At 34.7% G+C, this 13,659-nt stretch carries 7 protein-coding genes; 1 reads left to right on the top strand and 6 read right to left on the bottom strand.

All coding sequences use genetic code 11. The features are described 5' to 3' along the window. Positions 1-14: 14 nt before the first annotated feature. Positions 15-1,283, bottom strand: a complete 1,269-nt coding sequence (locus VK161_RS08370) for a DUF2851 family protein (RefSeq protein ID WP_324214323.1) — start codon at positions 1,281-1,283, stop codon at positions 15-17. Between the two features lie 90 nt (positions 1,284-1,373). On the opposite strand from VK161_RS08370, the gene VK161_RS08365 reads away from it, so the two are divergent. Beyond that, positions 1,374-3,029, top strand: a complete 1,656-nt coding sequence (locus VK161_RS08365) for a PNGase F N-terminal domain-containing protein (RefSeq protein WP_324214322.1) — start codon at positions 1,374-1,376, stop codon at positions 3,027-3,029. Between the two features lie 111 nt (positions 3,030-3,140). On the opposite strand, the gene VK161_RS08360 is transcribed toward VK161_RS08365, so the two are convergent. The 5 genes from VK161_RS08360 to VK161_RS08340 all read right to left on the bottom strand — a co-directional run bounded on the left by VK161_RS08360 (position 3,141) and on the right by VK161_RS08340 (position 13,569). Beyond that, a complete protein-coding gene (locus VK161_RS08360; protein WP_324214321.1) occupies positions 3,141-4,502 on the bottom strand; it encodes a pyridoxal-phosphate dependent enzyme in 1,362 nt (453 codons plus the stop codon). A gap of 167 nt (positions 4,503-4,669) precedes the next feature. After that, positions 4,670-6,592: a putative porin gene (locus tag VK161_RS08355; RefSeq protein WP_324214320.1), complete on the bottom strand. Its 1,923-nt coding sequence runs from the start codon at positions 6,590-6,592 to the stop codon at positions 4,670-4,672. Positions 6,593-6,705: 113 nt separating this feature from the next. Continuing rightward, positions 6,706-8,565 (bottom strand): S8 family serine peptidase, encoded by a 1,860-nt coding sequence (locus VK161_RS08350; protein ID WP_324214319.1) that lies wholly within the window; start codon positions 8,563-8,565, stop codon positions 6,706-6,708. Between the two features lie 126 nt (positions 8,566-8,691). Further along, the gene (locus VK161_RS08345; protein ID WP_324214318.1) at positions 8,692-10,473 is read right to left on the bottom strand and encodes a RagB/SusD family nutrient uptake outer membrane protein; all 1,782 of its coding nucleotides are present in this window, start codon (positions 10,471-10,473) and stop codon (positions 8,692-8,694) included. Between the two features lie 24 nt (positions 10,474-10,497). Continuing rightward, on the bottom strand, positions 10,498-13,569 hold the full coding sequence (locus tag VK161_RS08340) for a SusC/RagA family TonB-linked outer membrane protein (RefSeq protein WP_324214317.1): 3,072 nt from the start codon (positions 13,567-13,569) through the stop codon (positions 10,498-10,500). Between the last annotated feature and the right edge of the window lie 90 nt (positions 13,570-13,659).

The raw sequence follows: 13,659 nt of genomic DNA, 5'->3' as shown, positions 1-13,659 counted from the left end.
TTTCTTCAAAGGTATTAATTTTTAATCAATTCCAAACCAATGGCGCAGTGCAAACATTTTTTGCGATTACAATATTCGTTTTTCAGTTGAAGAAGTGCTTGCGATTGAAACGCATTTTTGGATTCAATTCCGAAAAAAGCAAACTTATCAATGATTGAATTTTTCTCAGCAACTAAGTGACTGATCCATTCAATTAGCTGTTCTGATTCATCTTTCCCCATACTTTTAGCGTAAGCAAATTTTAGTGGAATAACTGTATTGATGATGATTAAATCGATGAATGATTTAGACAAGTACTTCTCTTTCTTAGGACTGACTTTTTCAAAAGTATAATGCGTTTTCCAATACGAAGAAACTGAAACTTCGAAAAGTTTGTAAATTGTGCTTACCGATTCAGCAGTTATAATTTGTGAGAATAAATTGCGATGCAAATGATACAGCATACACAATTGTGCTATACGAATGGTAGGAAAATTATCGGGTCGGTGTTTGAAAAACTGAACTGGTTCAACTGGAATTGATTTGATTTTATATTTCAACACTAAATAATCAAACCACGATTGCAATTCTTTCACGTACTGATCTTCTGGATTTGCTGGAAATAAATGTGCTTGACCAAATAATAATGCTTCCAAATACGAAACCTCTAACGATTCTTTTCTAATGACGGTAAACGGAATGGATTTCGCCACTTTTAAAAAAATGTCGCCGTTAGTATTCAATCCAAAATTTTTAGCCAATAAACAAAACAAAACCGTTTCCCAATCATTTCCTGTTTCACTTAACAATTCGAATACTGGTTGTGATTTTCGCTCTAATCGTTCTAAAAACAATCGTTCCAACCAATTCGAAAGTACAAATTCACTGACATTCTTAATTTGCTTTTCGCAGTAAATCCATGATTTGGGAGCAATAAGATTTTGATATTTGATGAGTTCTTCCGACGCGACGTATTTTTTTAATTCTAAAACCGGAATTTCAGAATTGTCTTTTCTGAAAATGGGTGCGTCGTATTCCCAAACCACATGTAAAATTACATTGTTGTAATTGTCGTCTTTTTCGTGGTGATGCAAATACCAATCGGAGGATTTGATGTGAATTTCGATATTTCCGGCCCATTTTTGATTTTCGATAACAATCTGAGCATTAAAAAAATCAGGTCCGGCATTTTGAAGGTAATTTCCGCTATGAATAATGGAAAGGGAATCGCCTTGATGCGTGGTTAGATTAGAAAAATCAAATTTCTTGTACAACCAAATGTAGTGGATAAAATCTTCTTTCATATAATAATGTGTATGGCGTTGAAAACACTAAGGTAATAAAAATTGAAATATCACTTCCAAATTTTATATTTGTGAAACAAAATTGGTCTTATGAAAAAAATTATTTTCCTTTTAATAGCATTCTCAACTACTTATAGCATCGGTCAAACCAACTACAAAATCACTTACACCAAGAGTTCGAATGGAAGTGTAATCGAAAATCAAGATTTGGTCGTGGTTTTTTCGAGTGAAAAGGAATCAATATTAACTTCCGAAAACATTCTCAAAGGAAAAGCAACCTTTCCTTACGAACAAAGTTGGATTAAAGGAATGAACTATTTTCAAGTGGCCAATTTGAAAGCCAATCAAACCATTTTCACTAAAGATTCTACTTCTATCTCCAAACAATCGTTTGAATTCAGCAATGAAAAAAGACAAATTCAAGGTTTTGTTTGTAAGAAAGCAAAAACCATAATCAACTCCAACACCATTGAGCTTTGGTATACGACTGATGTGAAAGTGAAAGGTGCTCCAACCATTTTAGGACAAAATTTAGGTTTGGTTTTGGAAATGGTACGCAACGGAAATTTTGTAGTTACTGCTACCAAAGTGGAAAAAGTAAAACAGATTCCGTCTCTGAACATTCAAGAAAAGAGTAAAAAAACAATTGATTTGATTACGTACCGCGATTTGTTGTGGAAAAGTCGATTCACCACAATTTCAGTTTTCAAAGAGGAAATCATTAATTTTTCGGATGCGTCGAAAAGCAATGATAGTATATTGCGGTTTGCCAACGGAACCATCATTTTACGGAAGATAAAATTCCCTGAAATAGCTAAAGGAAGTCAGGTTTTTGTTGATTTAACCGAGCAATCCAATGGTGATGCTTACGACAGAACGGGTTCGGTTTTTATGATTCCGATGGACAAGAAAACATCATTTTTAGATGGCTTGAACAACGGTGCCAAAACGTTACCGATTTTTGAAAATGGAAATGGAAAGCAATACCAAGGAATTGTAGCTGATGAAAATTATTCGCCTTTGTTAGAATTGATGCGCTTTTTCACGCCTTTCGGAATCAAACAATACAATCATATTCAATTGAAGAACAAAACGTGGGAAGAGCAAGTGAATTACCGTCAGGATATTTCCGAATTGACTTCGGCTTTTAGTGGAAAAGAAATCTACCTTGGAATATTTGTTGGGAATTATGATAAAGGCGGACATAAGGTGAGTATGAACATTACCATCCATCCTGAAGAAAACGGAGTTGCAAAATCGACCACTGCTGTACCATTATTCAACACCACCAATGTAATGGAAATGGCCGGTCAAGAATACGGAACTCTATTCAATTCGGAGAAAGGTTTAACGCTGACATTCACTTTGAATAAAGACCTTAAAAAAGCGCGTCTGCGTTACATTACGACAGGTCATGGTGGTTGGGAAAATGGCGATGAATTTGTGCCCAAAAAGAACACGATTTATTTGGATGAAAAAGAAGCATTTCATTTCACACCTTGGAGAGAAGATTGTGGTTCGTACCGATTGTACAATCCGGCTTCGGGGAATTTCCCTAATGGTTTATCATCCTCAGATTACAGTCGATCAAATTGGTGTCCGGGAATGGTAACTAATCCTGTTTATATTGATTTAGGCGAATTAAAAGCAGGAATTCATACGCTACAAGTAAAAATTCCGCAAGGCGCACCAGAAGGAACTAGTTTTAGCGCTTGGAATGTTTCGGGTGTTTTGATTGGGGAATAAAATAGAAGAAAGACCGCTACGCAGAAAGAAGAAAGACCGCTTTGCCGAAAACATCCAATTGGATTATCTTGCAGCGAAGCGATCTTGCAACGAAGTGGTCTTGACTCTTTTTTATTTTATAGAACCAATAATATCGTATTTAGTAATGATGTGGTGTTTACCATTCTCTAAATCCACTAAAACGGCTTGATTGTCTTTAGTGAATAATTTTGAAACTTCCTCGATAGGTGTTCCTAATTTTACAATTGGATACGGCTTACCCATTACTTCTTTAATTGGTTTATCGGCTACATTTTTGTCTGAAACATAACTTTGGAACAAATCAGTTTCATCTACAGAACCCACAAAACCGTTGATATCAATAACTGGAATTTGAGAAATTTTGTATTTACGCATACGGTCAATGGCGTGAGAAACCAATTCTTCAGTGCGAACTACAACCAGTGATTTATCGATATGATCTTTGATTACGTCTTCAGCTTTGGTGATTTCCTCATCTAAGAAACCACGTTCACGCATCCAATCGTCGTTGAACATTTTTCCAACGTAACGACTTCCTGAATCGTGAAAAAGTACCACAACCACGTCGTCTTTAGTGAAATGTTCTTTCAATTGGTGTAATCCTTTAATACAAGAGCCAGCAGAATTCCCAACAAAAATACCTTCTTCTAAAGCGATTCTACGTGTAAAAACGGCAGCATCTTTATCCGTTACTTTGGTAAAACCATCAATTAAAGAGAAATCTACGTTTTTAGGAAGAATGTCTTCTCCGATTCCTTCAGTAATGTACGAATAGATTTCGTTTTCATCGAAGATTCCAGTTTCGTGGTATTTTTTGAATACAGAACCATACGTATCGATTCCCCAGATTTTAATATTTGGATTTTTTTCTTTTAAGTATTTGGCAACGCCCGAAATGGTTCCGCCAGTTCCCACACCCACCACAAAATGGGTAACTTTTCCGTTGGTTTGCTCCCAAATTTCGGGTCCGGTTTGTTCGTAATGCGCTGTTGCATTAGAAGGATTATCGTATTGATTTACGTACCAGGAATTCGGAATTTCGGTAGACAATCGTTTGGAAACTGAGTAATACGAACGTGGATCAGTAGGTTCTACATCGGTTGGACACACCACAACCTTGGCTCCAACAGCACGAAGAATGTCCATTTTTTCTTTGGATTGTTTATCGGTAATTACAAAAATACATTTGTATCCTTTTACGATAGCGGCCAATGCCAATCCCATTCCGGTGTTTCCAGAAGTTCCTTCGATGATGGTTCCACCGGGTTTTAATCGACCGTCGGCTTCGGCATCTTCCACCATTTTAAGAGCCATACGATCTTTTACAGAATTTCCTGGATTGAATGTTTCTACTTTGGCCAATACTAAAGCATCGATTCCTTCTACTACTTTATTTAGTTTTACTAAAGGCGTGTTGCCGATAGTTCCTAATATATTTTCTGAATAGTTCATTTTGTTTGTGTTTGCGACAACAAAGATATTGATAATAATATGGTTTTGCAAGAATGGTTATTTTGCTCCTGAAGATCACATTCTAACCCTGATTGGAGGAAACGCCGCGCGTGACGGAAAGCAGGAAAATGGATTACAAGAAAGCCCAAACCATTGTGTTCCTATAACTATTGAAAGAAATCCCACACCAATCCGAAGCGCACCATAAAATCACGGTACGGATAATTGGGTGCGGAGTAAAATTTATTACCTGTGAAACCTGAGTTAAAATGCTCAGCTTTAAGGAAAATTCGCGCTTGACGGATTCGAGCATTGACAAAGAAATCGAGCATAGGAAAACTTCCGATTTTCTTTTCGTTTTGTACAAATGACTCTCCCAATAGAGGATTATAGTTATCGGCAAAATAGCTGGTAAAATAATTGAATGTGATTCCCGTTTGAAGCTGCATTGCTTTTTTAAAGAAATGATTGGAATAGTACAATGTATTTCGTGTAGTTAATTCAGGAACATTGAGAACATTGTCTTCTTGGGTTACTTTTTGATACAAAATGGTGTTATCTAGCGCCCATTTTCTGTATTTAATTTCTTTATTAACTCTTATTGAAAGATAATTAATCGATTTGTTGTATTGTTTTGGAGTTACACTAATGGTATCATTATTGGGATTATCATCACTAAAAAACAAATGATCATTGAGCAATGTTGCTTTTAAGGATGCATTAACCCATTGTGTTTTGGCATCTACTGAAAACGAATTTATTTTTTCATTTTTGAAACTGTTGAACCAATTGTAAGTGACGTAGGAACTTTGGTGCAAGATAAAATTGTTATCCGGAATTTTACTTAGGTTTTGGAATTGAAATTCGATAGCATTTTTGTCGTTTACTTTGTAACTGGCATTTGCCGTAAGCTCAGAAAATGTTTGAGTGGTAATTGCTTTTTTGATGAGTAAATTTCCTTTTATTTTATTTTTATCGTAGAAATATTGTCCTCCAATTGCACTTACGCGTTCTTCAATTTTAGAAGGAATAATTACATCATTGATGATCCAATTGGCATCGTAATACTGTTTGTAAAAATAATCTTCCACAAATGCTTTCACGTTACCAAGAAATTTACTTTTGAACGACAAACCCACATGATTGAACATTTTTCGGAATCGGACGCGGTCGTTAATTTCTCCATCACGGTACGATTCTCCGAAGCGTTTTACAGCTACTTGATTGATGGTAACCGACTGAATTGTTTGGTAGAACTCGTAGTATTTGTTTTCGTAATTGAATTGGTGGTTCAGAATAAGGTTGTTATCGGATTCCTTTTTATTGATTCTAAAATTATGATCAATAAAAACTCTTTTGCCTTTTAGAAATGATTTAGCATCTGTAAAATACACTTGAAAACGTGCTCTGTTATTGAACGCAGCATCTTCACCTTCAAAATCGGAAATGGTGGTTATTCCGCCATTCTCACCATTGAGAAGATCTTGCCCAGTAAAATGAAAATTGGCTATGTAGCGTTTATTTTTGGTAAAATAACTTGAAGTAAACTTAAAATTTCCAGCACTTGATAGTTGGTTGATGTATTTCCCTAAAGACCGTAATCCTTTGTAACCAATCGAAAAATTGAATCTTTCAGAAGTGTTTAATGTTATTAAAGCATCTACATTTTGTCCTTGTTCCATTACGGTTTTGAAATACAATTCGGTTAATGGAGTAGCTACTGAGTAGTATTTAATATCGGAAGGTTGGTAGAAATTAAAGTGTTTGGCTTTGAATCCGAATTCGGGATACGGACTAACTTGATTCAATCCAAAATCGAGAACAGTGTAGGTTTGACCTTCATTAGCAAATGGAAGTAATCCGAATGTGTCTTTTCGCAAATAGTTGTATTTGTAATCGCTTTGAATCGTTAAAGATGTGTCTACGTAGGTTGTATCTCTTTCGATAGAATAAATTCTATATTGATCGTTTCTTGCTTTAGGTGTTTTGTTTTCTTTGGATTCTTTGCCTTCACTTCTTTCTTGAGTTTGGGCAGAGATGAAGAACGGCAAAAAGCCTAAAATATAAAGAAAGATTTTTTTGTTCATCATTAATGAAATTTAACTATGTAAAGAAGACTCATTTAGTCTAATGCGGCAAATATAGTATAAAAATAAAAAGCGTCTACCATGGCAGACGCTCTTAACAATGATTTGTGAGTATTTTAGTTTTTTACAAACTTTTTCATAGTAGAAAAACTATCGGTAGTAAATTTAATGAAATATACTCCTGTTTGCAAATTAGAAACATCGATAGAGTTTGATGAAATGGATGGATTAGCAACTACTAATTTTCCTGTAATATCAGTAATTGTAACCTCTTTTACATCAAAATTATTTGGGTTCGAAAAGTTAATAAAATCTTTAGTAGGAACTGGATATACAAAAAAGTTGTTGTCGGCAACAAAATTCGGGTTGTTTAGCGTCAAACCATTTGTTGAAGACGCGATTAGCGTAAAATCTTGAGAACCACCAACCAAAGATCCTTTGTGAGTTACTTGAATAGTATATGTTCCTGGATCAGCATTAAAAACTTCAACTCTTTCGATATTGTCAGCATCATTATCAGCATCATTAACAGCTGGTGAAGTTGGAGAATCTGGATCCAATCTCCAAGGATAAAATGTAACACCGTTTTTAATAACTTTCAAATCTAGATTATTTCTCAATCTCGGTGTTCTATTATCTTCATCTGTAGATGCATTTGCACTACCTGTTGGATCTGTCCAAGCAATAGCTACATTGATATCTTGTATAGAATTAATTGTAAATGTAGTTGTATATGTTGAACTATTTTGTAAACTCAATTCATCAAAAATGGAAGAAACTCCTTTATTAGAAATAATTTGAGCGGCATTTTGACCGTCAGCTAAACCCCATCCAAAAGAATAATCTGGACCTGGACTAGAACCTGCTTCTCTTGCAGATTGGCATAGCAAACCTCTAACTGAAGCCGATTTCATGTAAGAAAACTCATTTAATGTATTGTAATGCTGTTGCAAAAGCAGAATTAAGCCTGTAATAGCTGGCGCAGCCATGGATGTACCTTGCAGTGTTGTATAAGCAGCATCTGTTGTTGAATTGGTAGAAACCACACCAACTCCTTTTGCAGAGATATCTGGTTTTATTCTTCCATCGTCGGTTGGTCCAAAATTACTAAAGCTACTCATAACTACATCATCAGGACTAGTGTAATTTGTAACTTGATTTACGGCTGCAACAGTCAGAACATTTTTTGCAGTAGAAACACCCGATAACAAATCATAACCTCCTTTAATATTTTGTTGCAAAATACTAGTATCGCTTCGATCATTACCAGCTGATTTTACAATTTGGTAATAAGGAAAAGCGTTCATAATATTATCAGTTTCTATTGATTGTCCGTTATACATACCAAAAGTATAGGTTTGTAAATTCGCAGCAATATTTCCATATGAATGATTTGAAACTAGAAATCCCAAATCAGCAAAACTTATCATCTCACTAGCGTCATTCGTCCAATCATATGTGATGCCACTTGCTTGGTAGGCCAAGCCTCTTCTACTTAGACTTACACCAGAAGCGAGAACAGTTCCTGTTACGTGTGTAGAGTGCCCATTCAAAGAAGAATTTGAATCACCAAGAGTAATTTTTCCAACAAATTCTTGATGTGTATCTCTAACTTTACCTCCATCCCAAACTCCTGCAACCATACCTAGACCGGTAATATTTAGGCCTAAAGATCCACCAGGATACATAGAAGTAGCACGCAATGTTGTAGCTGAGCCAGCATTATCGGTACCATAAAAATAGGGAACACCGTCAATAACTCTTTGAAGTGAAAATTTTTGCTCATCAGAAAGATTATTAACTGAGGCATATTCATCTATCAGTCTTTTTTGAGTATCAAAATACTGCACATAATAATCTTTTAATGCCTGAACTTCAATCGGATTTGAAGCAGCTTTAATTCTGGTTCTTTCAATCTCATTCTGTGAATAAACGGCTGATGAGATAAAGAGAAAAACTAATATAATTTTCTTCATGTGTATTTAAAATCTTTAAAATCAATTATGTTAAACAACAAATTTAATAATTTAATTATATAACAAATGTTAAAAATAAAAAAAGCTGCTTAAAAGCAGCTTTCTTTATATAAAATCAGATATAAATTAGTAACCAGGATTCTGTTGGATGCCACCATTTGCATTAGTTTCATCTTGTGGAATCGGCATAGTGAATCTGAAGTCTGTTAACGGTAATGAACAAGCACCGTTAAATGCACAGTCTTGAGAATCTCTTGAAATAGTCTCACCAGCTAAACTTCCTATACGTTTTAAATCAACATATCTGAAACCTTCAAAAGCCAACTCAATTCTTCTTTCTTGAAGAACTGCTTTCCAAGCATCTGTAGCATTAGCGTATACAGGAAGAGGTTGAACTTTATTGAAACGAGCATTTCTCAATGTTTGAATAGTAGTAGCAGCAGCTGTTAAATTACCTGCAGCAATTTCTGCTTCAGCTTTGATTAAGTACATTTCAGATAATCTACAAATTTTAATATCATTAACTAAATTACCATTTGTACCAGCACCAGGATATTTTCTAATAGCGATTTTATCAGTGTTTCTGAAATCAGAACTAGATTGATAATTGAAATCAATAATTGATGTAGGATGCACCATAGTAGAATATCTAACATCTCCATCATTAGTTTTAACAGGAATAGATAAACTAGGACCGTTAGCTGCAGAGAAATTAATGTTTGTAGTACCGTTATAACTGTCAGTTAGAGTTATGTTATTACCACTCACAGATCTAACAAAATAAACTTTTCCAGCCACTAAAGAGTTAGCAGGAACCGTACCTGTACCAGCTCCATTGTAGGTAGCATTAGAAGGAACATTTTGTGTAGAAACAAACATATCATTAACTGCCAAAGTATGGCCAGGTATAGTAATAGCTGTTCCTGCAATAGCAGTTACTGTGTAAGAAGTTGCAGAAGGCAAGTTAGTAGTGTTCAAAATATTAAATAGAGAACGACCCATTTCGTAGAATGGTGATCCACTAACAGTAGAATTAACACTTGCCCAAATATTACCAATTCTTGTTTGACCAGTAGCTTTGTCAATTTTGAAAATTGTCTCACCAGTTGCGTCAGTTAAAAACATATCTCTGTAAGTACTTCCAGTAGATAAAGAAAGACCTGGAGTCGCAATAACTTGGTTAGCATAAATTAATGCATTTGGATAATCACCTCTTAAGGCGTAAGATCTTGCTCTCACAGCCGTTGTGAATATTTTGTTTGCATAAATTGGATTAACTGCATCTGCACTTGGAACTGTAGCGTATAAAGCTTCTGCTTGTGTTAAATCACTATCAATCAAATTATAAATCTGACCATTTGCAACTCTACTTCCAACATAAGAAGCAAGAAAAACATCGTTAGACAACACAACACCTAAAGCATTCAAATCTTTAGGATTTGTTGAATAATGTGCTAACAATTGTAAGTGACAATGAGCTCTAAGAGTATAAGCCTCAGCCAATAATCTGTTAAACACAGCTTGATCAGCAGCGTCAACAGGAGTTACATTCGCAGAGAATTTGATTACTCTATTAACACGTGACAAGGTTATATAATGAGTATCCCAAATACCATTAGCTGAATCTGATGATGGATTTAAAAGAAAGGCATAGTTATCATCTAATCCTTGACCACCATTAGCATAACCGATACCCGCTTCGTCAGTAAAAATAGAATTAAATTCAATTTCTGAAAATGGAGTTAAAATACCATAAGCTGCATTCATTAATCTACTCAAATCTGCAGTAGTCTGAACCGCTTCTTCTTCAGGGATGGCACCTGGTGTAAAAGGCTCTAACAACTCTTCATCACATGAGGTAAAGAAAAGAGTAGAAAATATTAAAAATAAACCTAAATATTTTTTCATAGTTAACATGTTTATATATTATTATTAAAATCTTAAGTCCATACCAAATGAAATAATTCTTGGTGTAGGATATTGAGCTTGATCAGCAGCTCTATCACTCTCAGCATCAAAACCTCTCCATTTTGTCCAAGTATAAATATTTTCACCTTGAGCATAGAACGACAACCCGCTAATAAAAGTTTTATCTAAGAATTTCTTAGGTATTCTGTAACCAACTTGTAAATAACGTAATCTTACAAAAGAAGCATCTTGAATAAAACGATCTGAGTTAGCAGCTGTTCCTAAGTTCAATGCGTTTAAAGCTGGCACATCAGTATTAGTATTAGTAGGAGTCCAAGCATTAAGTAAATCATTACTAACCACGAACTGACCTAAAGAAGTTGGATCATAAAATCCATCTAAGTCAAAATCAAATCTCCACACTTTTTGTGAAAACGAGAAGTTAGAAGTTGCGAAGAATCCTTTGTAATCAATATCAAAACCAAAACCTCCTTGATATACTGGAATTTCAGATTTACCTGTAGCAACTCTGTCAGCATCAACTGGATTCTCAGTTAAAGTACCATCAGCAGCTTGGAAAAGCAACTCTCCATTAGCAGGATTAACTCCAGCATAAGGTATAACATAGAATTCATAAACTCTACCACCGTTAGCTGTAATATAATTTCCTTGAATAGTTCTTCCGTCATTTAAAATTAATCCATCAACAGAGTTATCGTTGTATGATCCGTTACCTCTAAGCGTGAATTTAAAATTCTCATTGTTAACAACATCAAAAGCTAAAGACAACTCTACCCCTTTATTTCTAACGTTAGCTTTTGAATTTCTATTTAAAGTTGTAGCACCAGCTATCGGTGAAATTGGATCTGGGTTGAATACTTCAATTGTATTTCTGTTGTACCAATCAAAAGTACCTCTTAGTCTACTTTTATTGAATAACTCAAAATCAAGACCTACGTTACTTTGCTCAGTTGTTTCCCAATGTAAATCATCATAACCTAAAGTAAGTGTAGAAATTGCCTGACCGTTATAAACGTTTGCTGCAGCTGCACTAACTCCAAGAGTATTAATGTAAGGAGGAGGATTCAAACCAGCGAAAACAGTTCCGTCAACAATTCTTTGATTACCAACTGTACCATATGAACCTCTCATTTTTAAAACTTTGAATATTTTGCTATCTTTTAAGAATGCTTCGTTATCAATGTTCCAACGAGCTCCTACAGACCAAAATTCTCCCCATACTCTATCACCTATGAAAGCACTTGTTCCATCTCGTCTGAATGAACCCACTATACCATACTTATTATTGAAATCATAATCCAATGTTCCAAAATAAGACAATAAGTTACGTTTTAATTTTCCAACCGAAGCTTGAGGACCGTAAAAATCATGAGCTGTAATATCTGCTAAATAACCAGAACCAGTGCCTGGAACAAAAGTAGATGGATTCAAACCTCTTTGTCTTACGTTGTTAGAATTCAATTGATTGAAATTATACTCTGTAGCAGCTAAAAGTCTAACAGTGTGTTTTTCAGCAAATTTTCTTGTATAATCTAATTGCCATAATTGATTAAAATATGTTTCTCTTCTGTTATTAACATCTTCAAAACCTCCAAATTCTTGACCTGGATTAACAAAAAGCAATGCATTAAATGAGATAGGGTGCTCTGATTGAGTAAATCTATTTTGTATCGATTCAATACCTGTTCTTGACTTGAATGTTAAGTTTTTGAAAATCTCATAACCAGCCTCTAACGAACCTATTAAACGCAATTCGTCAGTTTGGTTGGTATATGTAGCTAATTTATCCATTAAGAAAAGAGGAGTATACAATAAAGTACCATCAGCTTGATACAAGTCAAAAACTTGTACTGGATCAATATATTCATCAGGACTGATATAAGGAGCCGAAAGAGTTGCCCCTAACACATAGTTTCTGTTAATTGCTCCAGTTCCTAAGTTGGTAGCTTCATTATTTTTAGAAAAACCTAAAGACAAATTAGTAGAATAGAAAAATTTCTCATTTTCTGATTTACCATTTAAATTATTTCTCAAAGTAAATCTTTTTAATCCTGTAGATTTAAGAATACCTTCTTGATCTAAGTAGTTTAAAGAAGTATATGAACTAAGTGATTTCCCTTGGCTCTCTACACTAAAATTGTGCTCAGAAGAAGCTGCTGTATCGAAGAAATAATCAACCCAGTCAGTATCTATCGGATACGCATTAATCTCAGCATCAGTAAAAGGCACACCAGTTGCAGGGTTTAAATTACCTCTACCAACCCCGTAAGTTCTTTCTAAAGTCAACAATTCTTTAGCATTAGCTAATGAATAATCATTACCTTGAAGAGACGTAAAACCTGTATTTAACGAATATCTAAATTTAGTTTTACCTTGTTCAGTTCCTCCTTTTCTAGTTTTAACAACAATTACACCATTAGAACCTCTATTACCATAAATAGCAATAGCCGATGCATCTTTTAAAACTGTTGCAGATTCAATATCATTTGGATTCAAACTTCTAAAGTTGTCTCCATTTGTAGGCATACCATCAATCACGTAAAGCGGGTCTGTATTTGCATTAATTGTACCTACTCCACGAATGATTACTGTACTTTTGGCTCCTGGCTGACCCGAACCTGTCTGAATATTCAAACCAGCAACTTGACCTTGTAACGTTTGAATAAACGAAGCATTAGGTCTGTTCTCAATAGTTTTAGCATTAACAGTCGTTTGCGCTACTACAGTTGCTGCTTTTGTTGTAGTTCTATAACCTTCAACTACTACTTCTTGTAAAACACTAGTAGTTGGCTCCATCTTAACACTAACTGTATTTGAAGCACCTACAACTTTTTCAACATCTTTCATTCCGATAAATGAAAAAACCAAAGTTTCTCCTTGTTTTACTTTGATGGCGTATTTACCATCCATGTCTGTTTGTACTCCTCTTGCTGTACCTTTTACAACAACATTTGCACCAGGCAAAGTCCCTTTATCATCAGAAACTACACCGGTTACAGTTTTCTCTTGTGCAAACGAAAACTGCATTGAAAACGCTAATAGAAGCGTAAAAATCCATTTGAACTTCGATCTCATATTAAATTTATTTGAGTTAGTTATTCCGCAAACTTCTTAATAATTTATTAAATAAACAAATAATACTTCGGAATATTATTTTTTATTTTT

Origin of the sequence: Flavobacterium sp., assembly GCF_035299245.1 — a bacterium.
Taxonomy (GTDB): domain Bacteria; phylum Bacteroidota; class Bacteroidia; order Flavobacteriales; family Flavobacteriaceae; genus Flavobacterium.
Note: the sequence above shows the minus strand (reverse complement) of the source record. Positions and strands in the feature narration are given on the sequence as shown.

Coding starts and splice junctions, on each gene's coding strand:
- VK161_RS08340 (WP_324214317.1), bottom strand. CDS start 13,569: ATGAGATCGAAGTTCAAATGGATTTTTACGCTTCTATTAGCGTTTTCA.
- VK161_RS08345 (WP_324214318.1), bottom strand. CDS start 10,473: ATGAAAAAATATTTAGGTTTATTTTTAATATTTTCTACTCTTTTCTTT.
- VK161_RS08355 (WP_324214320.1), bottom strand. CDS start 6,592: ATGATGAACAAAAAAATCTTTCTTTATATTTTAGGCTTTTTGCCGTTC.
- VK161_RS08370 (WP_324214323.1), bottom strand. CDS start 1,283: ATGAAAGAAGATTTTATCCACTACATTTGGTTGTACAAGAAATTTGAT.
- VK161_RS08350 (WP_324214319.1), bottom strand. CDS start 8,565: ATGAAGAAAATTATATTAGTTTTTCTCTTTATCTCATCAGCCGTTTAT.
- VK161_RS08360 (WP_324214321.1), bottom strand. CDS start 4,502: ATGAACTATTCAGAAAATATATTAGGAACTATCGGCAACACGCCTTTA.
- VK161_RS08365 (WP_324214322.1), top strand. CDS start 1,374: ATGAAAAAAATTATTTTCCTTTTAATAGCATTCTCAACTACTTATAGC.